This is a genomic window from Microcystis wesenbergii FACHB-1317, assembly GCF_014696875.1.
Lineage (GTDB): Bacteria > Cyanobacteriota > Cyanobacteriia > Cyanobacteriales > Microcystaceae > Microcystis > Microcystis wesenbergii_A.
This window is the reverse complement of sequence record NZ_JACJQV010000111.1, coordinates 36,270-59,580: the sequence shown is the minus strand read 5'-3', so window position 1 is coordinate 59,580 and position 23,311 is coordinate 36,270. Positions and strand designations below refer to the sequence as shown.

Genomic DNA, 23,311 nt, shown 5'->3' with positions numbered 1-23,311 from the left:
TAACTGATCACTGATCACTGATCACTGATAACTGATAACTGATAACTGATAATGATTCACTCCCCAGGTAAAGTAGCGGTTTCTAACCAAAAAGCCTCGATATTTTTGACAATTTTGAACAAATCGTTGAGATTGCGCGACTTGGTTATATAACAATTAACGTGCAGTTCATAGCTATAAAAAATATCCTCCTCGTTGCGAGAAGTGGTTAAAACCACCACGGGAATTCTTTTTAAACTGGGATCGTTTTTGATTTCCGCTAATACCTCCCGTCCGTCTTTTCTTGGTAAATTCAGATCGAGAAGAATCAGATTAGGACGAGGAGAATCGAGATACTCCCCTTCTCGACGCAGATAATCCATGGCGTTGACACCATCCCTAACGATAACTAATTCATGCGGGACGGTGCTAGTTTTTAATGCCTCTTGGATGAGGCGAATATCAGCTTTACTGTCCTCCACTAATAAGATAATTTTGTGTGGCACGTCCTCGCCAGCGCTCACGCTCGTTACCTCCTAGGGGAATTGTAAAATAGAAAACCGCTCCTTTGCCTAATTGGGATTCTACCCAAATTCGTCCGCGATGACACTCGATAATTTTCTTACAAATCGCCAAACCCATGCCTGTGCCAGGGTACTCGTCGCGGGTGTGCAGTCGTTGGAAAATCACGAAAATGCGTTCGGAAAATCGGGGATCGATACCAATTCCATTATCGGTGATAGAGAACAGCCATTCCTCCTCTTGACGTTGCGCGGAAATATGAATAGTGGGAGTTGCTTTTCCCCGGAATTTAATGGCATTACCGATGAGATTTTGGAACAATTGCATTAACTGGGTTTTATCTGCCATGACAATTGGCAAAGGATCAACGGTGATTATAGCTTGACTTTCCTGAATTCTCCCTTTCAGGTTAGCGAGAGCTTTTTCCAGTGCCAGATTAGCATCAATGGTATTAAACTCTACCGCCTGCATATCCACTTTTGAGTAAGCCAGCACATCATCTATTAATGTTTGCATCAAGCTGACACCTTCGACGGCAAAAGTAATAAATTCTTTAGCATCTTCGTCCAGTTCTTCGGTGTAGCGCATTTCTAGCAACTGCACATAGTTGGCGACTTGATTGAGGGGTTCCTGTAAATCGTGGGAAGCGACGTAGGCGAATTTTTTTAATTCGGCGTTTGATAGTTCCAAATCCCGCGCTAAACGTGCCAATTCATCGGCTTGTTTTAAGATGATATTGACGATCGCTTTTCGTAATTCTAGTGCGGCGTTAATTTCTACCGCTTTCCAGGGTAAAGATTTGAGGCGAACGGTTTCTTTCCAGAGGGAGAAAGATTTACGCGGACAGAGACGAATATTACCATCTATGGCAGTCGTTTCGATCGCTTTACCTGGATCACCACCCCAGTTGACGGTTTGAATTACTTCCGGACGAAACCAGAGGAGATAATTACGTTTAGAAATAGGAATTGCTAGTAAACCACTGGCAATGTCTTTAAACTTACCCCCATCGGCATAAATTCGCGGTAAGGAATTGGTATAGTAAACATCTTCATGGACGTTTTTTTCTAGCCAAGTAATCAGATAATTTAGTTCTTCTTCGCTCGGTGTTACTCCAATTAAGGTATAATTGCCGCCTAAACAAATAGCGGCTCCCGTGGCTTTAGTTAGATCGAGCAGATTCGGTTTATGGGCAATTAATCCATCGATAAAGTTATTAGCTTCAGCCATATAATCGATTAATTGCGATTGCACAAAATTTAATTTTACTCGATAGTCATAATCTTCGTTTTCTTCCCGTGCTGATATTTCCGAAAAAATCACTCTTCCTAAAAACTCACAAGCTTTACGGAGTTCGTAGGGTACATATTTAGGGGTGCGATGATGACAGGCAATAATGCCCCAGAGACGTTTATTTTCAATCAGAGAAATGCTTAGAGATGCTCCCACTCCCATGTTATGCAGATATTCTAAATGACAGGGAGAAGCACTTCTAAGACTGGACAGGGTTAAATTTAAGGGTTGTTGGGTTTCGGGATGAAGACTAGGCACTAGATCGACGGGTTCAGAGGTAGCATCGGGAATCTGTCGAATCCAATTAGCACTTAATAAATTTCGTGCTGGGAGAGGGATATCGGAAGCGGGATAACGTAAACCGAGATAGGGTTCTAGTTGCTCTATTTTGTCTTCTGCTATCACATCACCGTTATCTTCTTCGTCGAATTTGTATAACATAACTCGATCGAATCCTGTCATTTTTCGCACTTCTTTAACGATGATATTACAGAAATCTTTCAGGTTACGGGTGGCTTCAAGTTTATCGATCGAAGTTTTGGCTAGGTGATAGAATCTCAGGAAAGGAATGTTTTCATAGGAAATAGCTGGTTCTAACTCTAAAATCAGCATTTGTTCGGCGTTACGGTGGAAAATAGCATCAAAGACGGCAAAATCATCCCCTTTAACCCGCGCCCAAATTTTGGAGGGATTGATAGCATCAAAATCGTTATTTTCTATGGCTGATTTGAGAGGATCGATCTGAAAGGGATCGAAGATTTCCTCTAGGGTTTTACCGATAATTTCTCCCGGAGAAATTCCCAATAAACTGCGGCTATTACTGCTAGTTTGGCTGACTTTTAGCTCCGGTTCGCTGAGAACTAAAAGCACCCCGTGCGATTGAATTCGGTTATAGAGATGGATCGGTTCCCGTTCGATCGAAGTTGGGTTAATTGTCTCGGTTAGAACTTCCATGTGTATTGCCCCCAGAGGATTTTTGCCAAGTTGAAAACTCTTTGTTTATTAAAACTATTTCTTCTCACTTTCGGGGGGCGATCAAGAATAAATTTACTTCTCTTAATCCCAGGCCATCAAAAGTAATAAAACTTTAATCAATCAGTTATCTATCGATCGAGCAGTTCTGTTCAGTTCCCTTTATTATAATCAGTTTTTCTCTGAGAATCTAGGGTAATTTGTTAAGAATTAAGAGTTAATGTTACAAGGGACAGATAATTCTTCATAAAAATATATAGTAGGGGGTGTTAGCGAAGCGTAACACACCAAAATCTAAGATTTAAATATGATAGCAACCCTTTTTGGTTAATTACCTGGAGGCAAAACATTGAACATTTCTCCAAGCTTATAAACATTGACAGGGAGACTAATTAACGGATTAATCTTTTGTGCTTTTTCTGGAAATATTTTTGTTAAAAATTCCCATAACTTTTGGGATATATTGTTCTTAGTTTCCTTATCTTCACCTTCGACTTGATTAATTCCCACCTCGGTGAGGGTAGCCAAAATTTCCTTGCGAAGACCATTATAGCCAACGATGTAAAATTTGTTAAGAGCTTCTAGGACTTCATTTAATTTAATCAGCAGAAATTGTTTAAACTCTTGCGTAATTTTGCTATCTTCAATCATTTGAGGCTCTTCGTTACTTGTTATGGTTCGATAGGGGGGCATAAATCGACTAAATCCTTATCTGGCAAGAGACTTAATTGATTAGTTCGCTCTAGATAAAAAACAATTGACAAAAATCGCTAAATGCCTTTCTATATAAGGGTTCCATCCCTTATAATCCCCGTCCATTGCATAACACAAACCGAAGAGCCTCATTTGAATTAAACCTAAGATTTCTTCCCTTAACCTGTTCAAATCCTCTTTGCTTAAATATATTTCCTCAAAATCTTCTACACAAGAAGGAAGCCAATGTAGAGCTTGCCAGTCAGGAGAGATTTGTGGTTCTTCTGAACTTAACCAACTCCATTCAAGCTTGCGTAATAAACTAATTAATTTATCCCTAATTTCTTCCATAAGTCTTTTATAGGAAGACTGTTTTCTTGAAGGAAAATATTGTAGTTGATCTTCTATGTGATAAATAAGCTGTGGTAATTGAATCAACCCTTTCTGAACAGAATCAGGGTCATTTTTCACTTCCATGGCTCTTGATAAAACTGTTTGAACTGATTCGTTAGTTTCGTCTTGAGAACATCTTTGTAGGATAATTAATAAACGTTCGGCTGGATTATGAATCGGTAGAGTAGATGATTCCATAAATTTTATCAAAGGCTAGATTGGTGATGTATAGAACAATAGTATTGTAACTTATCATTTCTATTTTTACAGCAAGTTTGAGAGCCTATTTATGAAAAAATGTTAAGTAGTTAAGTAGGGTGCGTTAGGCAATCCCTTGTTTTTAGGGAAAAAATCAAGAGCTAAATATTGTCGTAACGCACCACAAAGAAAGGTTTCAGCAGTCAAGTAGGGTGCGTTAGGCAATCCCTTGTTTTCAGGGAAAAAATCAAGAGCTAAATATCGCCGTAACGCACCACAAAGAAAAGTTTTTGGCTACTTTTATAAGCTGATATGTTATCACAATATATTCAAGTAGGGTGCGTTAGGCAATCCCTTGTTTTCAGGGAAAAAATCAAGAGCTAAATATCGCCGTAACGCACCACAAAGAAAAGTTTTTGGTGCGTTACGCTACGCTAACACACCCTACTTTTATAAGCCGCTATGACGGAGGAGAGGCTCGGTACTAGGTTCGCGACCGCGGAAAGCTTTAAAAACATTCATAGGATGAGAACTTCCCCCCATAGCTAAAACAGTATCGCGAAAACGGCGACCGATCGCTTTCACTGCTTCTTCGTTATCTAATCCCACTTCCTCGAAAGCGGCAAAAGCATCGGCGCTGAGGACTTCTGCCCATTTATAACTATAGTAACCCGCCGCATAACCGCCGGCGAAAATATGCCCAAAAGAACACAAGAAAGCATCTTCCGGTAGGGGAGGAATTATCGTCGTCGTCGCCGCTAAACGCTGTCTAACTTGTTTAGGAGTTTCGCCGCCATTGGGTTGATAACGATGGTGTAATTCCAAATCTACTAAAGACAAATGTAGCTGACGCAGCATGGCCGAACCGCTCATATAGTTCTTAGCTAGAAGCAGTTTTTGGTAGTAATGTTCGGGGAGAGTTGCGCCGGTTTGGTAGTGTTTAGCCATACTCATTAAAGTAGGGCGATCATAACACCAATTTTCCATAAATTGACTGGGCAATTCCACCGCGTCCCACTCAACGTTATTAATACCCGCCGCGCCGGAATAGTCCACAGTGGTTAACATATGCTGTAAACCGTGGCCAAATTCGTGAAATAGGGTAGTTACCTCCTCAAAGGTCATTAAACTGGGGTTTCCGTCCACTGGAGGCGTTTGATTGCAGATTAAATAAGCCACAGGTAAACGCACCTCGGCACCGGTTTTGGCGCGACCGATACAGACATCCATCCAAGCGCCGCCGCGTTTTTCGGCGGGACGACTGTAGGCATCGAGGTAGAAATAGGCGATTTTTTCGCCCTTTTCGTCGTTAATCTGGAAATAACGCACATCAGGATGCCAGATAGGTGCTTTACCGTCGGCGGCGATAATTTCTACCCCAAAAATCCGTTTAGCGAGGCTAAATATGCCTTCTAAAACCCGTGGTAGGGGGAAATAGGGGCGTAATTCCTCGGCACTAAAGTTAAACTTGGCCTGACGCTGTTTTTCTGACCAATAGGCTATATCCCAATGCTTGAGATCGTCGGTTCCCGCAAAAGTTTTTAAGGCCTCTAAATCCTGTTTTGCCGCTTCATAGCTTACTTGGCGCAAATTGTCAAGCAATTTCTCGATTTCATCCACAGAATTGGCCATTTTCCTGGCAAGACTGACCTCGGCGTAGGTACTATAACCTAGAAGATGGGCCTGTTCCTGACGAAGTTGCAAAATGCGATCGATTAAGGGATTATTATCCAATTCTCCCAGATCGGCCCGACTAACGTAGGCTTTATAGAGTTTTTCTCGCAATTCCCGATTATCGCTGTACTTCATAAAGGGGAAATAACTGGGAAAATCGAGGGTAATCACCCAGGGGCCAGTTTCGGTGGTGGCGTTAGTTTCCCCTTGGGTGCGGGCGGTTTGGGCGGCTAAACTAAGGAGACTAGCGGGTAAACCGGCGATATCTTCTGGGGTTGTTAGTTTCAGTTGAAAAGCTTTGGTGGCATCGAGGATGTTATTAGAAAATTTCGTGGTTATTTCCGCTAATTCCAGTTGAATCGCGTTAAATCTGTCTTTTTTCTCCCCTACCAATCCCACCCCAGCCAACTGGGCATCCCGCAGGGAAGCTTCGACAATGCGCTGTTGTGCCTCGTCTAATTGCCCCCAGCTTTCCCCTTGGCGCAGGGACAAAAATGCTTCATAAATGGGTTTACTTTGGCTTAAACGGCTAATAAACTCGACTACCTGTGGTTGTACGGTTTCGTAAGCTTGACGCAATTCTGGGCTATTTTTTACCCCCATCAGATGACCGATAATCCCCCAACTCCAGCTTAAACGTTCTTCAATCCGGGTGAGGGGTTCGACTAATTTTTCCCAGGTGGGGGTAATCTGCGCTTCTAGTTCGGTTAATTCTCTGGCCAGTTCCTGCAAAAGTTGCGTCATCCCAGGGACAATCAGGCCGGGTTGGATTTGGTCAAAGGCCGGTAATCCTTGACCGGCAAGCAGCGGGTTACTGGTGTTCGTCATAATTGTTGGTCTGGAAGGGTGGGTAATCTGTATCTTTTACTACCCTAACCTAAATCCCCGACCATCTATCCGGGCGATCGAGCGCCGGAGCTTTTTCAGTGGGGTGTGGGGTGTGGGGTGTGGGGTGTAGGGTGTGGGGAAAGAAACCTCTTTCATCTGTGGGGGTGAAAATTTTTTCATTGGGACTGCCTCTGTTGATCAAAGATAAGCAAAAATTATTTATTGACTGCAAAAACTTGAGAATATTTAAATTAACATTCCGCAATATTTACAAATTCTTAAGAATTAATTGAGAAAGATTTTTATTTAACAACGATGTTACAAGGGTTACAGCGATTTGATAGAATTTCATAATGGGTTATTTTGTGCTTTTTTGGGCAGCAATAGTTGAAACCCTTGCCACACCTAGAAAGTGATCCTAATTAAGACGGTCAAATCAGTCAATTTCACCCATAACGATGATCTTTTTTTTGTGTAGTTTTATTGCAAAAAAAAAGTTTTTTTGACAAAAAGCACAAAGTATGATATTACCCAACGTATTTCTGGCTGCGAGTAATTATTGTAGAGGGGGAGAAGGGAGAATAAATAAAAATAATCTCCCTACCCCACACCCTAACCCCAGGAAAAACTTCTTCAGCAAACCCTAGTTAAGGCCTGCTCGATTCTCTGACTATCGAGGGAGCGGCCGATAAAGACCAAGCGAGTTTGCCGCGTTTCCGTGGATTGCCAGGGTCGATCAAAGAAAGAATCAAAGCGATCGCCGACTCCCTGTAACACCATACGCATCGGTTTATTGGCCACATTAACAAATCCCTTGACCCGATAGATTTCTTCTCGGGCCACCAATTCTTTGAGCCGTTGGGTCAAAATTCGGGCATCTACGGGAGAATCGAGGCAAAACTGCACAGAATTGATATCCTCATCGTGATCGTGTTCTTCCTCGTGATCATGATGACTAGGACGACTAGCTAAATTATCCTCGACGGCGGCATTAAATCCCAATAGCACATCGGGGCTAATTTGTCCATCAGCACAAGTAACTATTTTTACCGTCGATCGCAGTTGTGTTTTCAGCCAATTAATAATTTTTTCTAATTCAATTTCGCTGATTAAATCGGTTTTAGTTAAGAGTACCAGGTCAGCACAGGCTAACTGATCCTCAAATAACTCCTCAATAGGCGTTTCGTGTTCTAAATTGGGGTCTGCTTGCCTTTGTGCTGTTAAAGCGTCCAAATCCGCCACCAGACGACCCCTAGCGACAGCAAAACCATCCACCACCGTGATTACTCCGTCCACCGTCGCACCGTTGCGGATTTCCGGCCAGCGAAAAGCTTGAACCAGAGGTTTAGGTAAAGCCAATCCCGAAGTTTCGATCAGCATACAATCCAACTGTTGCCGTCGCTCTAGCAATTTCTGCATGGTGGGGAGAAATTCTTCTTGTACTGTGCAGCACAGACAACCGTTGGTCAATTCCACAATATTATCGTTAGGGTTGTCGTCGCAGGTCTGACAACTTTTCAACAAATCACCATCAATTCCCACTTCTCCGAATTCATTGACCATAACGGCCACCCGGCGGCCTTGATTATTTTGCAGTAGATGACGGATGAGGGTAGTTTTTCCCGCACCCAGAAAACCCGTGATCACAGTAACTGGAATTTTGTGCATAGATAGAGCGATCGATCATGTTCCTAGATCAATGTATCAGAGTTCCGGTCTAGGGTTGAGGGTTTCAACGCTAATTCTTTAGGATTGTCCCACCAATTGCCGGACTGTCACAAACTAGCTGAAATTTTTCTAGTTAGTCGTTATTCTGTTAGAAGTTTCAGCCGGCTAAAATAATCGCTGAAGAACTTTTGTGGGAGTGGATCATGTTACAACGTCTTTTTTTAGCCTTTACCCTCGCTTTTCCTCTTTATTTAAGCATTGCTATTCAACAAACTTCTCCTCTAGCTGATAGAGTAAATCGGCCTTCTTCTCGCGGAATCGATAAAATCGAGCAGACGGTAAAAACCATTCAAAAGCAATTAAAACAAGAGCATTCGGTTCAATTAGATTAATAAATTTTGTCAAAAAGAGGAGAGCTAAAACGGGTGCATCTCATTTTTGTAAATCTACTAATTTGGGATTTTTAAGGGGAAACTTTCTCCTAAAATTGGGCGTTACTTTCGGTTTTATCACTCAACCCTAGGGTTGAGTGATAGTAGGGTTGATTCATGAATCAACCCTACCCAAACCCCCCGTTGGGGCCCAAACCCCGGAGCGCATTAGTTTTTCGGTGGGATGCTTACACGCGATTGTTCATATTTTTGTACTAATTTAAGAGTCACTGATAATTGCTAATTGTCGGTATTTCTGCAAATGTGGGATGCACTCGCTAAAACTCCTTTCTTTCACTTTTTACTTGACAAACTACTGGCTATTTGCTGGGGAGGCCGGTATTCAGGAACTAAATCTTGTAGGGACTTAACTAAGCCCTGACGGTCATTAACTTGAATAGAATTAAGCAATTGCTGTAATTTGATTTGTAATTTTTCCCAAGCAAGAAAGTGTTCATTAGCGCAAAAAATCTTTGGGTGAGCGGTGGGACGAGCTTTATCGGTATCGATTAATAATTCTTCGTAGAGTTTTTCCCCCGGTCTTAATCCTGTGATTTCAATATCGATATCTTGCCCTAATTCCAAGCCACTTAAACGAATCATCTGTAGGGCTAAATCGTAAATTCTTACTGGTTCACCCATATCTAACAGGAATACCTCACCCCCCTTAGCCATAGCTCCTGCTTGTATAACCAAACGCACCGCCTCTGGAATAGACATAAAATAGCGAATAATATCGCGATGGGTGAGGGTAATATTCTTACGTTGGGCGATTTGTTCCCGGAAACGCGGCACCACGGAACCGCTACTATCGAGAACATTGCCAAAGCGGACGATAGCGCAACAGGTGGAAGTGTCGGGTAAAGCGGCCAAAGCTTGCACAACTAACTCAGCACAGCGTTTACTGGCCCCCATAATGTTAGTCGGTCTGACGGCCTTATCGGTGGAAATAAGAACTAAATTACTAACTGAATTCTCGATCGCAGTCTGAGCGACATTTAAACTTCCCCAAACATTAGTGTAAACCCCCTGACTAGCATTGGCTTCCACCAGGGGAACGTGCTTATAGGCGGCCGTGTGATAAATTGTCTCAATCTGGTGTTGTTGGATGACTCGGGCCAGATGATTGCGGTCAAGAACATTGCCTAGATAGGCATACCTGCGTAAATCAGTATAATTTTCGCCCAAATCGAGATCGATTTTGTAGAGGGAAAACTCGTTTAATTCGTAGATTACCAGGCATTTTGGCTTGAGGAAGGCGATTTGTCGGCATAATTCCGAACCGATGGAACCACCACCCCCAGTGACTAACACCGCTTTACCCGTGACATTTTTTCCCAAAAGTTCGGGATGAGGTAGAATTTCTTCCCGTCCTAATAATTCCGAGACATCGACACTGCGAATCTGATTGATGGTCGCTTCTCCCGATAAAATTTTTGAGAGGGGAGGGACGGTTTTGATGACGATGGGTAAAGTTTCTAGACTTTCGATGATTTGCCGCTTTCTGGCCTTGTCTAGGTTCGGAATAGCGAGAACAACCCAGTCAAAGGCCCGTTTTTGGTGCAGTATTGTCAATTGAGAAGGGGGATAAACCCTAATGCCTTGGATCACTCGCTGCTGCAAATCGGGATTATCATCAACAAAGGCCAATAAACGATAGTGGGGGTCATTTTGTAGGGAACGTGCTAATTGACAACCCACAACCCCCGCACCGTAGATAACAATTGTCGGTTCCCTATCGACACTACTGACGTAAATATTCAGACGGTGAAAGACAGAACGAATCAACAATCTCATCCCAATAACCAATACTAGGGTTAACAATGCGTCGATAATCAGGACTGAACGCGGCAAAAAGGCATCCCTTTGAAAGTAGGCCAGACTGATTAAAACCCCTGAACTATAGAGAACCGCTTGCAGTACGGAGGAAAGAAACTCTAATCCTGTATAACGTACTACGGGACGGTAAATACCTTTGAGATAGAAAACTAGAATTTTAATAGCAATTAAGCTGAGTATTTCCCCGAAAAAAGGTCTAATTTGCTGATATTCGAGGTTAAGATTAAACCTGAGAGAGAAGGCTAGATAGATGGTCAGACAAAAAATAAGGCAATCGGTGACAATTAGAAGAGATCGCTTCGATGATCTAGATAGGCAATTAGCTAATTTAAGGATTTTGTTCGCCAGTTTTCTATACATTATCCAATTGATTAATTAATCTTAAGGTAAATTACTTGGCTCCTCTCGACTTTGTCTGGTAATCAGTGCTTATTATTCGGACGAGTTTTGCTAGGCAAGGCTTTGAAGAATATATTTCTGGAAAATTACCCCTATTCTTCTCCCTTCCATACAGAAACAAGAAGAGCCGAGCCAATATTCTTTATAACAGTAGCGCTGCCTGTCTTTCCGCAAGATGATATCACCCAAATCCAATTAGGGCTGGCTGAATAATGGTAAAACCCTTTGAAAATAAGGCTTTTGACCTGTTAAAATCCGATGTTCATGCTGCGAAAATAGGATTGAGACCTTCAAAAACCTTGCATTATCCTTCTTTTAGTACATAATTGGTACAAAAAAAGGAGGGCAACAAAGCCTGAAACTCCTGCCTCCTGCCCGCTGCCGACCGCCTGACCCCACCAACAAACTTTTTCAGCCAACCCCAATTATATCAAGCGGCGCGATTTGTCAAGACTTTTGGCTCTTCTAGAGTAGTTATGATATATTAGCAGAAAATAATCCACGCAAGCCTTGCCAAAAGGCTCACCAGAATTAAAAAAAGCAATTTTAATCAAAAAAGCTTTTGGCTTTGTTGGATTCCAGGCTATTTAAGGGGTTAGGCTCATTTAAACTACTAATTTGCTATAACCAGTCTAGGAGAGCCGACACAATTAACTCCTTGGTTAGGATAAGCAAGAGGCAGCTTTTTCTGCCTATCTCCCCACCTCCCAATTCATAATTCATAATTCATAATTCCCACTCCCTTTTTTATCTTTTATGACTATCATTGTCGATTATCGCTTTCCTCCCGCTATTAATGCCGAAAAACAGGCAAAAACGATCGCTATCGGTCAAACCGCCGGCACTTGGAGCGATCGCCACAGTCATCGTCAAGAGCAGCTGCAACAACACCTAGGGGAAGTGGTGGGGATCAGGGAGGAAGCCGACGGTTATAAGGTGGCTAGGGTGCGTTTTCCCCAGATAAACGTTGAAAATGACATCGCCAGTCTTTTAACCATGATTTTCGGCAAATATTCCATGGCTGGAGCCGGAAAAGTGGTGGGGGTGTATCTCCCCGAAAGCTACGGCACAAAAGCCAAGGTGGGAATCACCGGAATTAGGCAACGTTTGGGGGTTTATGATCGACCTCTAGTCATGGCAATTTTTAAACCCGCTTTAGGACTATCGGCGCAAGATCACGCCGATATCCTGCGAGAAGTGGCTTTTGCTGGCTTAGACGTGATTAAAGATGATGAAATCATGGCGGATCTTCCCGTGGCTCCCACCCACGAGCGCCTAGATTGTTGTCGCCGGGTTTTGGAGGAAGTGCGGCAGCAAACCGGTAGAAATGTTCTCTATGCGGTCAATGTCACTGGAAAAGCGGACGAATTGCAGAGAAAAGCCCGTTTATTAGTGAAACATGGGGCTAATGCCCTGTTATTAAACGTTCTTACCTACGGGTTTTCCGTTTTAGAAGCTTTAGCCAGTGATCCAGCGATCGATGTTCCTATTTTCGCCCATCCTGCCTTTGCTGGAGCGCTCTGTGCCGGTAGCGATACGGGATTAGCCTATTCTGTGGTTTTGGGGACGATGATGGCCCACGCAGGAGCCGATGCGGTGCTATATCCCGCCGCTTATGGTAGTTTACCCTTCGATCCCCAGGAGGAGGGCAAAATTCGCGATATTTTGCGCGATAGAAACGTTTTTCCGGTTCCCTCGGCCGGCATTCGTCCAGGTATTGTTCCCCAGGTCCTTCGGGATTACGGACGTAATGTTATCCTCAATGCGGGAACCGGAATTATGGACCACCCATCGGGACCGGCCAGTGGTGTGAGGGCTTTTTTTGAAGCTTTAGCCAGAATAGAAGCGGGTGATTCTTTTGATCCCGCCAATTTGCCAGAAGGAGCCTTAAAACAGGCAATTCTAGAGTGGGGTTAAGCTCAATTCTTTCAATGCACTATATAGGGTTTGCGGCAAAAAGTTTTTCTTGGGGGCAGGGTGTGGCCCCCCCAACCCCCCCGACATCGGGGGGGCAGGTCGGGTGTAGGGTTTTACCGATTTTCAGGTGGTCAACTACCTAATTTTCAGGGAAAAAGTACCTGAATTTTCCCCCTGATCACTCCCATATCCGGTACTTTTTGATTGACAAAAGGTCTAAAAGTCTTACCCAACAAGGTTTTTAGATTTATTCAGCAAACCCTATATAGACATTTTGTCAAGCATTTTTAGAAAAATTAACAAATAACTTGCCGTTTTAGATAGGGTTGCAGCACTTCCGGCACTTTTACCGTCCCGTCCGGCTGTTGATAATTTTCTAGGACAGCGGCCATAGTACGACCGATCGCTAATCCCGAACCGTTGAGGGTGTGGACAAAATTAGTGCCTTTTTGCCCTTTTTCTTTAAAGCGAATATTTGCCCGTCGTGCCTGGAAGTCTCTAAAATTAGAACAACTGGAAATTTCCCGATAGGTATTAGCCGAAGGTAGCCACACTTCTAAGTCATAACATTTGGCCGCCGCAAAACCCAAGTCACCGGTACACAATTCAATCACCCGATAGGGCAACTGTAAAGCTTGCAGGATTGCCTCTGCATTAGCGACTAAACTTTCATGTTCCTGAGCAGAAGCGTCAGGATGGACGATTTTGACCATTTCCACCTTATTAAATTGATGCAAACGGATCAAGCCCCTCGTATCCTTGCCATAGCTGCCCGCTTCTCGACGAAAACAAGGGGTATAGGCACAGTGTTTGATCGGTAATTGCTCCGATGAGAGGATTTCATCGCGATAGAGGTTAGTTACAGGTACTTCTGCCGTTGGTGCTAACCAAAGCTCATCATCTCGACATTTAAAGCTTTCTTCCGCGAATTTTGGCAGTTGTCCCGTCCCGCGCAGGGAGTCACTATTAATCAGAATTGGCGGTAAAACTTCTGTATAACCGGCGACAATATGGCGATCGAGCATAAAATTAATTAAAGCTCTTTCTAGGGCTGCCCCAACAGCGATAAGATTAACAAAACGACTCTGGGCGATCTTTACTGCCCGTTCAAAGTCTAAAATGCCCAATTTTTCCCCAATTTCCCAGTGAGGCAAAATATTCGGGTTGGTGGGTTTATATTCTTCTCCCCAGCGTCTGACTTCGACATTTTCCCGTTCATCCTTACCGATGGGAGTGGTTTCACTGGGTAAATTGGGTAAATCTAAGATTTTTTGGTCAATGGCCGCTTTAATCTCTTTTTCCTGCGGTTCTAATTGAGCTAGTTTACTTTTAATCTCGTTTCCTTCTGTTTTCATTGCCAAAATTTCGGGACTGTTGACATCGCTGCCACTTTTCACTTTTTGTCCCACCAGTTTACCGATTTCGTTACCCCGGGCCTGTAAACTGCTGCGTTCCAACTCTAAAGCCTTCTGTTGTTGATTTAACTGGAGAATAGGGGCAATATCATAACTACCTCCCCGACTATCTAAGCGTTTCTGTACTTCCTCTGGATTTTCTCTAATTTGCTTTAGGTCTAACATGGTACGAGTCAGTAAAAAGTAAAAATTAAGTGGGGGAGTCGGAGAATCGGCAGCCCGAGGGGAAATGTTGTCAATCCCTAACCAATGCTCAATAATAACTCAAAACTTAACTAAAATATCGGTTAAAAGCCGCCGGTAAAATTAGCAACAGCAGAAACTGGGGTATATTTAATTGTGGTGTCTGGAGTAAGTCTCATGCTCAAATATCTGCCTGTTAAATTCCTGCGTTTTTTAGCGATTAGCTGTCTTGTCACGTTAATTTCTCTAGGATTTGACCGTTTACACCCCGTTAAAGCTAATCCCACCCTCATAGCTCAAAATGCTTGGGCCGGGGCCTCCTTCCCCGTGGAAAACTTTCAAACCTACACCTCCGGTTTCGGTTATCGTTTCTCTCCCATGGATGGCAGTCAACAATTTCATGCCGGGTTAGATCTGGCCGCACCCTTGGGCAGTTATATTCGCAATTGGTGGACCGGCAGAATCGTCGAATTATCCGATCATACAGGCTGTGGCACCATGATTAAGATGCAATCCGGTCAATGGACGCATATTTATTGTCATCTCATGGGTTCGGTTCAATCCGATAGCCGTGGTACTTTTTTGATTGATAGGTCAGGGGGAATCGTCCTTACTCTCGGTCAGGATATACCGGCAGGGGCCCGCATGGCTAGAGTGGGAATGACCGGACGCACCACCGGACCACACCTGCACTGGGGACTGATGTACGGCAATCAATACGTTGACCCCGCTTTGGTTTTAAATGCTATGTACGGTTCTAATCCTTCAGGTAATAGTTAATATCTCCTGCAAAAATCAAAAATCTTCCCTGAGTGAGGAGACTCCGAGGCGGTCGAGGAGACAGAGGAGTAGAAAAAAGACAATAGACAAGTATTATATCAATAAAGCCCACAATTCTGACTACTGGCTACTGGCTACTGACTCCTAACTCTCAGGACAATTTGTGATTTTCACAAGAGGTCCAATGAATAACGAGGGACACTGCTAAAATTAAGCTGATCGATTCAGGTATATCCAGATAAAATGCGAATATTAACCCTTGTACCGGGAGGAATTAGCAATCAACTGCTGTTTTTTCCCACTCTAGAAACCCTCCGGCAAACTTACCTCCAAGGTACCATCGATGTTTTGGTCGAACCTAGGGCAAAGGCTGCCTATCGTCTCTGTCCCCAGGTTAGGGAAGTGCTTTTATTTGACTATCGAGATCAGTACGGATTAGCGGATTATTTAAATATTTTGGGAGTAATTCGAGACCGGGAGTACGAAATCGCCATTAGTCTCACCAATCGTCCTGCTATCAATCTTTTACTCTGGTTAAATGGTGTTCCCAACCGTATAGGCTATGAAAATAATGGCAGCTGGTTCTTATCGCAACAAGTACCCCAGCCAACGGAAGGCTATCTAGCGGATAATTATCACGCACTGGTCAAAGGGTTAAAGATTGCCGCACCCTGTCCACCTTTAAAACTAACCTTGAATCGCGATGATATCGATTGGGCCCAAATGGAGCAGCAACGCCTCAATATCAAGGATAGCGGCTATATTCTCCTCTACGCCGGCGGTAGCGATCTGAGCATCAGCCAAGGACTGGAAACGCTTTATCCCCTGGAGAGTTGGCTAGAAATTATCCAAGGCATTCGCCATCAACAACCGGATTTACCAATTGTCGCGATCCAGGGAGAATTGGATGAAGCTTGGGTTTTAGCCCTCAAAGCCATGGATAATAACTTAAAAGTGTCCAGAACGGGCGATATCGGTAAAATGGCGGCTATGATCGCTGGGGCCAATTTATTGTTAGCTACCGAAAGTGTCCCTTTACAGTTAGCCGTGGCCGTGGGAACCTATACCCTCTCTCTGCTGGTTCCTTCGTTGTCTAAGAGAGTTTTACCGAGTGGGGGAGAGCTACATCGATATATTGAGGCTAATACGGGAAAAGTCGCCGATATTACCCCCGAAACTGTCCTGAAAAAGATTTGGGGCCAGTAAAAAATCGGGTTTCGATCGCTTTTCTCGTGGCTCGAAACCCTAAAAAATCGGCATCAAAGCTCAATTTTGCGATTGAGATAACTGACTTTTCAACGATTCTAGGGAGGCCCAACGACCATCGATGGCAGTATTTTCTGGAAGAAAAAAATCGGGTGGTTGACAATTGGCTCCGCAGAGTTGACGGGGAGGTAAAGTTAGACATAACTGCTCGTATAACCACATTTGCGGGTCAAAATCCCCGTTAGGATCGAGGGTTTCCGAGAGGTCTTCGTAGGCTATTTCTCGCTCTAGAGGATAGGAGTGATCGTAGTCTTTATTTTTGTCTAGCCAGATTAATTCGGAAGTGTTTAATTGCAGACGATGATTATATTGTTGTAAACAGCGATCGCAGGTTAAGGTGACGATGGTTTCTGCTTTCACCGATACTTCCAAAAAATTGCCCCCATGTCTAACCAGCAAGGTTCCCCGCACCGGTGTCAAGGTTTCTAGACCGGGGATAAAATTATCGATGATGATCACTCTTTGTCGATCAGGAGATTTGAGGAGGTGGGGGATAAAAATAGTTTCCATGGATAACTCCTGTATCATTTATCGGGTGTCAACTGCGTTAGCGAGTAACGCCACCATAATTGCTCGGTGACAATCTTTCCTTTATCAGCTTATCGCAGCCCCGACCTCTACAGACATAGACCGGTTCTAGGTTGTGGGAAGTGAGGTGTATTTTCAGTGAACAGTGAACAGTAAACAGTAATCAGTGAACTGAAAACTCACATCTGATAACTGATAACTGATAACTGATAACTGCATTTGACAGGCTGTCTGTTGATCGATCGAGAAAGTTTCCTCAGAATTGGGAGTATATGCACAAAGGTACTCCTATGTCAACGGTTTTGAAAAATTTTCTTCCTCGCCTCGGTGGATTGGTTATTGTTGCACTGCTCTGCTCGCTTGTGCTGGGGGGATGGCCTCGGCTGGGAAAAGCGGCTCAATCAGTACATTTATCCTACTGGTTGCGATCGGGAATTGAACAACTAGAGGCGGGTAATTATCAGCAAGCTTTGCAGGATTTCAATCAGTCGCTGGAACAGGAAAATAACTTGGCCCTAGCCTACAGTAATCGCTGTTTAACTGAGATTTATTTACAGGATTATCTGCACGCTTGGCAGGACTGCACGCGCTCTTTACAACAGCAATCTGATAATTATCTAGCCTATTTCCATCGGGGTTTAGCTTTTTATCGTTTGGGAGATTATCCACAGGCGCTGACCGATTATAACCAGACTATCCGGTTAAAACCCACCTATTATCAAGCCTACTATAATCGGGGGTTAGTTCAGGCAGCCATGAAAAATTATCCCCTTGCCCTAGCAGATTTTAATCAATCCTTGCGTCAAATTACTAACTGGCAACCCGACACTTTAGCCACTATTTATAATGATCGAGGTTTATCTCATTTAGCCCTCCACAATTTTACCTCAGCCAAAGCGGATTTTAATCAAGCTCTCCGGTTAAATAAAAATAACGCCTCAGCCTACTATAATCTAGCTTGTACCGCTCACCAATTAGGTGAATACGAACGCTCGATCGCCCATTTAAATCGAGCGATTGCCATTGATCCTTTTTATGCCGATGCTTATATTAGAAGGGGATTACTGCGGCATCAATTGGGTTATTATCAATCAGCTTTAGCGGATTTAAATCAAGGAGCAAATCACCTCTATCATCAGGGATTGCACCACAATTATCAGCAAATTTTAGCCCTAATCGAGCAGATCCACCAACAGTTACTTTCCCTACCATCTCCCATTGTTTAAAAGAGCGATCAATATTACAAAGGAAAGCGCTTCATGGCTGTGACGGCGAGACGGGCATTATCTTTAAGGACTTGAGAAACCCGGGGAATTTGGGGAATTTGCCAGAGAACATCGACGGTGCGCCGTAATAATCGCACTAGATCTCCCTCATCAAGGCTAGTGTTTTCGCACAATTCTGGCCAGGATGTCCCCTGGGCCCAACGGGAGGCAATCCCCATCAGTTGGGTTTCTAACCAGACAGGAATAGTGATATCGTAGCGAGATTGAGCTTGATAGAGTAAACGGCGAACTTCTCGCAAACCGGGGGAATTTCCCTCTCCTTGTCGCAAAATATCGATAACTTCTGGCACAGGCGGGTAATTGCACCAAGTATCGGGGCGAGGGGGTTCCGTAATCATAGCGCTGATGGCGGCGGCTAGTTGGCTAGGAGTCAATCGGTCCAAATCTCCGGACATCATCGCTAATCCTAACCAGAGTTCATTTTCCCCGCGAATAGTGGCCGCCGCTTCTCCGAGGGGAGTGGGCAAATAACCTTCTAATGCTTGGAATTCCCGCAAAATCTCGATTAGATTCAGAAATTCTTCCCAGTAGTAGGATTTACGCGATTGTTGTTTTTGGTATTTAATCTGGGTCTTGTGTAACTTATCGCGAGCAATTTCTCGATCGTAGTATAGTTTCATCAATCGCCCCGGATTTTTGCGTTTTTGCAGGGGATGAGCGGCAATTTGACTATTGACAATTTCAATTTTTTGTGATTGTGTTGCCAGTTCCGCCACCGGTGGGATGCCCTGCACTTGTTGGGGGATTAAATCAGCGATCGCCTGAGTATTTTCCTCACCCTTGCGCCACCCTCCTAGGGAGACTGCTTCTAGGGAAGGGGGTATCAGTTCGCCTAATGCCGCAGGAGGGAGAAAACCGCGATCGATCTCGCTAATATCGGCATAGGCGGCTAAATACCAGCGATTATCACTGCCTAAACAAACAAGGGTTCGCACTTGACCGGCTCCGTGCAGGGTATTGACAAAGATAGCGGGGACGGGGACGGGAACCTTAATATGTTTGCCCTTGAGATGGAGGATGGTTCCGACGGGAATATTAGGCAATTTTAGATGTATTTCCTGTCTTTTCTGTGCCTCTGACTGACTAGCGAGGATTTTATACAGTCTTTCTTCTTCCCGCAGTCTTTCCCGGAGCTTTTCGTAACTGAAGACCTGCTCCCGTTCGATCCCGGCTAATTCCATATCCAACTTAGCTAATTCGGTGGTTAAGGCGGTAATCTGTTGTCGTTCGGGGCTTAACTTTAAACGAGCAAGATATTCGGCGAAACTGCGCTCTAAGAGGTCTTTTGTCTCCTCTAGACTGTGTTTTTGCAGGAGATTTAAGACCATGCCGTAACTGGGCGCAAAACAGCTTTGCAGGGGTTCCGGTTGAGCGATGGCCAGAAAAGCCGCTTCTTTTGCCCCTTCAAAGGGCGTTTGTACTGTCACCACATGGCCCACCGCGTCCATTCCCCGGCGACCGGCCCGGCCGGCAATCTGGACAAATTCCGAGGGAGTCAGCATACTGTGGCCATCATCGGTGCGTTTGGAGAGGGCCGAGATAACGGTGGTGCGAGCGGGCATATTAATCCCGGCTGAGAGGGTAGCGGTGGCAAAAACCACCTTAATTAAACCGGCTTCAAAGAGTTGTTCGACTAATTCTTTCCAGAGGGGTAAAATCCCGGCATGGTGAACACCACAGCCCCGGATGAGGGGTTCCACCTGGTCGGCGCGCACCAATTGGGAAGCACTGGCCAGGAATTCAAACAGTTGGTTTTTCGTCTCGGGGTCGGCGGTTAAGAGGCTGAGGAGTTGATCTTCAGACTGGGGGTTATTAGCGAAAAAAGCCAGTAATTTCTGGTGTAGAGGCGGATTTTCGACGGCAAAGAAGGAAAGGGCGAGTTCTTGCAGATTGGGATTATCTTCCAGAAAGAAAATGAGTAAACGGTAGTAAATGGCTCTAGCTTCTTCTGGATTAACGAGATTGAGGTTTTTTAGCTCTCGAATCGCCTGATCGCAACCTTTACGGCTGAAAATGACGTAAATAGCGGGGAGCATATCCTTGTCCCGCAGCGTGGTGACAATCGAGGCGATGGTGGGACAATCTTCTCGCTTTAAGCGTCGGGGTTTGCCGTGGCCGACTTTTGAGTGTAGTTTCGGGTTAACTTTGCTCTGTTTTGGGTCGAGCAGCGGGAATAATCCCTCTTTATTGGCGAAATAAAAGCGCAGGGGGACGGGGCGAAAATCGGAGTTAATTAGCTCGCAGCTGGAAGTCTGTTTATTGTCGCCGGATTGACGCAATTGCCGCACCCAGTTAATCCAGTCGGTCAGTTCCCCGGGGTTGCCGATGGTGGCGGAGAGGGCGACTAATTGGATACTAGGGGGACAGTAGATAATTGATTCTTCCCAAACGGTGCCGCGACCTCGATCGCTGATATAGTGACATTCATCGAGAACTAGGGTTTCCACGTTTTCTAGGGAAGTGCCTACCTCACCGATTGGGGTTTGGTAGAGCATATTGCGAAAAATTTCTGTAGTCATGACTACAATTAATGCGGAGGGATTGATCACCACATCGCCGGTAATTAATCCCACTTCCGCAAACAGCAGCGGGGAATCCTCATCGCCATCGGTGGGGGTGCGACCGAATTTTTCTTGAAAATCCCGGAATTTTTGGTTAGAAAGAGCTTTCAGGGGAGTGGTGTAGAAAACTCGTTTGCCCCTTTCGAGGGCGCGATAGATAGCGTATTCTCCGATTAAGGTTTTGCCGGAACCGGTGGGAGCGCAGACAACCACTGATTTACCGGCAGCGAGGGCAGCGATCGCCGATTGCTGGAAGTCGTCGAGTTTAAAGGGAAAAATGGTTTTGAAATCCAAAGAAGTGGGGTTGAGGGACTCTTTCACGTCAAGTCTAAGAGGAGAAATTTTTTAAATTGTGGCTATTCTGGCTGGCTTTTTTTATTCTAGTCGAAAAAAGCGGACTTCTAGAAACTATGGATAAACTTAAGTAGGTAGGTGGAATTAAATATAAGATGAACGTAGGTTGGGTTGAAGCATGAAACCCAACCCCCGCATGGGTTACGCTACCGCTAACCCATCCTACAAATAATTGTGCCTCCCTACTTAACCTTTGGGGGCGATGCCCAATCCCATCATACTTCATCTGTATAAGAAATGCTGTATCACTAATAATTGTATCTCTATTTTGTCCTTAGCTTGATTAATTATACCTACTGATCATGATTAAATTTCGTCCTGAAGACTGTTTAGTTTTAGTGGTTGATGATGTCAGTAAAAATCTCCAATTAGCTGTGAAGATTCTTGATTCTGCTGGTTATGCCACTATTTGTGCTAGTAGTGTTAAACAGGCAATAGAACGAGTAAAAACTGCTAATCCTGACCTAATTCTTCTTGACTTAATGATGCCAGAGATGGGGGGAATAGAACTTTGTCTAAGACTCAAAAGTGATACTTTGTACGCTCATATACCGATTACTTTTGTAACAGATAGTAAGGAAAAAGAAGATATTATCAATGCTTTTAATTCTGGGGCTGTGGACTATGTAAATAAACCCTTTCATAATTGGGAACTGTTAGCCAGAGTTAAAATTCATTTAGAACTGAAAAAAACGCAAGAAGAACTGAAAAATATCAATTCTCAACTAGAAAAGCTAGTCATAACTGATAGCCTAACTGGGGTAAATAATCGTCGAGAGATTCTCGCCTTGGGCGAGAAAGAATTGCAACGATGTCGTCGTTATCATCGTTATTTTTCGGTTCTAGTCATCGATATCGACCATTTTAAACATATTAACGATACCTTTGGTCATATACTAGGAGATAAAACTTTAATTACTGTCGCTGGGGCAATTAAAAACTGTCTGCGTCAAGTGGATAGTTTTGGGCGCTTCGGGGGCGAGGAATTTGTCGCTATTCTCCCAGAAACTAATCTTCAAGATGCTACTACCACAGCCCAGCGCATTTGTCAAGTAACTAACGAGCTAAATATTGAAATTGATCGACAAAAAGTGCGAGGTACTGCTAGTATTGGTTTCGCAACATTTAGCCCTGAAGATAATAATCTAGAAGCGGTGATCGAGCGGGCTGATCATGCCATGTTCGCCGCTAAAAATCAAGGTAGGAATCGAGTTAGTTTAGGTAAAACAGTATGAAAAATTTGTTATTGATTCTTGGTTTTTTGCTCTTAGGTGTAGCCCCAAGTTTGAGCGCCGATCTCGATACAATTATACGCCGGGGAAAATTAATTGTCGCTGTCAAAAATAATCTCCCTCCCCTCGCTTTCCTTGATTCTCAGGGTAATCTGCAAGGATTGGAAATCGACATCGCTAAACGTCTAGCGTCAGAAATTCTCGGTTCTGACAGTGCTATTATTCTCAAACCCGTTAGTAATCAAGAGCGTTTACAGGTGGTTATTGATGATCGGGTGGATTTGGCGATCGCTCGTGTGGCGATTACTCCCGCACGTCAGCGTCTCGTGGATTTTAGCCCCTTTTATTACCTCGATAGCAGCGGTTTTGTGACAAAAAACCCGCAATTGCAGCGTTTAGAAGACTTAGCTAACTCCAGAATCGCCGTACTCAACGGATCGACGACAATCGCCCTTGTGCGTTCCCATTTACCTAACGCTACCCTGCGCGGGGTTGCTTCCTATCAAGAAGCTTTTAATTTACTGGAAACGGGGGAAATAGACGCTTTTGCGGCTGATAATAGCCTTTTAACCGGTTGGGTGCAGCAATTCCCCAATTATCGTCAATTACCGATCGAGTTAGGGGCGATCGCTCTAGGAGTCGTTCTCCCTAAAGGTTTACAGTACCAAAGTCTCCGAGAACGCGTCAACCAAGCGATCGAGCGGCTAGAATCCACCGGCTGGTTAGCAGAACGGGTGAACTATTGGGGTTTACCCCTGAGAATTCGGGAAATGGGGAGATAGGGAGAGGGGTGTGGGGTGTGGGGAGATGGGAGTTTTTTGCTGTGAGCAATGAACAGTAATCAGTGAACTGAAAACTCAAATCTGATCACTGATAACTGATCACTGATAACTGATCACT

The 23,311-nt window shown here is 44.2% G+C and carries 17 protein-coding genes; 7 read left to right on the top strand and 10 right to left on the bottom strand.

From position 1 onward, the window contains the following. Positions 1 to 56 precede the first annotated feature (56 nt). From H6F92_RS08265 to cobW, 6 genes are all read right to left on the bottom strand, one after another. Positions 57 to 503, bottom strand: a complete 447-nt coding sequence (locus tag H6F92_RS08265; protein WP_002758488.1) for a response regulator — start codon at positions 501 to 503, stop codon at positions 57 to 59. Then, positions 448 to 2,748 (bottom strand): sensor histidine kinase, encoded by a 2,301-nt coding sequence (locus H6F92_RS08260; RefSeq protein WP_190357483.1) that lies wholly within the window; start codon positions 2,746 to 2,748, stop codon positions 448 to 450. The genes H6F92_RS08265 and H6F92_RS08260 overlap by 56 nt, the downstream gene beginning before the upstream one ends. Before the next feature lie 345 nt (positions 2,749 to 3,093). Further along, on the bottom strand, positions 3,094 to 3,417 hold the full coding sequence (locus H6F92_RS08255) for a hypothetical protein (protein ID WP_242030056.1): 324 nt from the start codon (positions 3,415 to 3,417) through the stop codon (positions 3,094 to 3,096). An 81-nt stretch (positions 3,418 to 3,498) separates the two neighbouring features. Next, positions 3,499 to 4,050: a hypothetical protein gene (locus H6F92_RS08250; RefSeq protein ID WP_242030055.1), complete on the bottom strand. Its 552-nt coding sequence runs from the start codon at positions 4,048 to 4,050 to the stop codon at positions 3,499 to 3,501. A 450-nt stretch (positions 4,051 to 4,500) separates the two neighbouring features. Next, complete coding sequence (locus tag H6F92_RS08245) at positions 4,501 to 6,552, bottom strand: M3 family metallopeptidase (protein ID WP_190357482.1); 2,052 nt, start codon at positions 6,550 to 6,552, stop codon at positions 4,501 to 4,503. 633 nt (positions 6,553 to 7,185) lie between these two features. Next, positions 7,186 to 8,220, bottom strand: a complete 1,035-nt coding sequence (gene cobW / locus H6F92_RS08240; protein ID WP_190357481.1) for a cobalamin biosynthesis protein CobW — start codon at positions 8,218 to 8,220, stop codon at positions 7,186 to 7,188. 203 nt (positions 8,221 to 8,423) lie between these two features. Here cobW and H6F92_RS08235 point away from each other — a divergent pair, with 203 nt between their 5' ends. Beyond that, positions 8,424 to 8,612, top strand: a complete 189-nt coding sequence (locus H6F92_RS08235; protein WP_190357480.1) for a hypothetical protein — start codon at positions 8,424 to 8,426, stop codon at positions 8,610 to 8,612. Between the two features lie 333 nt (positions 8,613 to 8,945). On the opposite strand, the gene H6F92_RS08230 is transcribed toward H6F92_RS08235, so the two are convergent. After that, on the bottom strand, positions 8,946 to 10,850 hold the full coding sequence (locus H6F92_RS08230) for a polysaccharide biosynthesis protein (protein ID WP_190357479.1): 1,905 nt from the start codon (positions 10,848 to 10,850) through the stop codon (positions 8,946 to 8,948). Positions 10,851 to 11,645: 795 nt separating this feature from the next. Between H6F92_RS08230 and H6F92_RS08225 the strand changes: the two genes are divergently transcribed. Further along, positions 11,646 to 12,806, top strand: a complete 1,161-nt coding sequence (locus tag H6F92_RS08225; RefSeq protein WP_190357478.1) for a 2,3-diketo-5-methylthiopentyl-1-phosphate enolase — start codon at positions 11,646 to 11,648, stop codon at positions 12,804 to 12,806. A gap of 296 nt (positions 12,807 to 13,102) precedes the next feature. Here the strand turns inward: H6F92_RS08225 and serS are convergent, their stop codons facing one another. Next, positions 13,103 to 14,386: a serine--tRNA ligase gene (gene serS, locus H6F92_RS08220; RefSeq protein ID WP_190357477.1), complete on the bottom strand. Its 1,284-nt coding sequence runs from the start codon at positions 14,384 to 14,386 to the stop codon at positions 13,103 to 13,105. A 195-nt stretch (positions 14,387 to 14,581) separates the two neighbouring features. On the opposite strand from serS, the gene H6F92_RS08215 reads away from it, so the two are divergent. After that, on the top strand, positions 14,582 to 15,184 hold the full coding sequence (locus tag H6F92_RS08215) for a M23 family metallopeptidase (protein ID WP_002738195.1): 603 nt from the start codon (positions 14,582 to 14,584) through the stop codon (positions 15,182 to 15,184). Between the two features lie 243 nt (positions 15,185 to 15,427). Beyond that, positions 15,428 to 16,390 carry a glycosyltransferase family 9 protein gene (locus H6F92_RS08210; RefSeq protein WP_190357476.1) on the top strand — a complete coding sequence of 321 codons (963 nt, stop codon included), beginning with the start codon at positions 15,428 to 15,430 and terminating at the stop codon, positions 16,388 to 16,390. Between the two features lie 60 nt (positions 16,391 to 16,450). Here H6F92_RS08210 and H6F92_RS08205 read toward each other — a convergent pair whose 3' ends face one another. After that, positions 16,451 to 16,960 carry a YceD family protein gene (locus H6F92_RS08205; RefSeq protein WP_002795530.1) on the bottom strand — a complete coding sequence of 170 codons (510 nt, stop codon included), beginning with the start codon at positions 16,958 to 16,960 and terminating at the stop codon, positions 16,451 to 16,453. A 290-nt stretch (positions 16,961 to 17,250) separates the two neighbouring features. On the opposite strand from H6F92_RS08205, the gene H6F92_RS08200 reads away from it, so the two are divergent. Next, positions 17,251 to 18,204, top strand: coding sequence for a tetratricopeptide repeat protein (locus tag H6F92_RS08200; protein WP_190357475.1), 954 nt, complete (start codon positions 17,251 to 17,253; stop codon positions 18,202 to 18,204). A gap of 14 nt (positions 18,205 to 18,218) precedes the next feature. On the opposite strand, the gene H6F92_RS08195 is transcribed toward H6F92_RS08200, so the two are convergent. Then, on the bottom strand, positions 18,219 to 21,146 hold the full coding sequence (locus H6F92_RS08195; protein ID WP_190357474.1) for a DEAD/DEAH box helicase: 2,928 nt from the start codon (positions 21,144 to 21,146) through the stop codon (positions 18,219 to 18,221). Between the two features lie 335 nt (positions 21,147 to 21,481). On the opposite strand from H6F92_RS08195, the gene H6F92_RS08190 reads away from it, so the two are divergent. Together H6F92_RS08190 and H6F92_RS08185 are read left to right on the top strand one after the other, a co-directional pair. Next, positions 21,482 to 22,414, top strand: a complete 933-nt coding sequence (locus H6F92_RS08190; RefSeq protein WP_190357473.1) for a GGDEF domain-containing response regulator — start codon at positions 21,482 to 21,484, stop codon at positions 22,412 to 22,414. Further along, positions 22,411 to 23,193: a transporter substrate-binding domain-containing protein gene (locus tag H6F92_RS08185; protein ID WP_190357472.1), complete on the top strand. Its 783-nt coding sequence runs from the start codon at positions 22,411 to 22,413 to the stop codon at positions 23,191 to 23,193. Before H6F92_RS08190 ends, H6F92_RS08185 begins: the two co-directional genes overlap by 4 nt. Positions 23,194 to 23,311 lie beyond the last annotated feature (118 nt).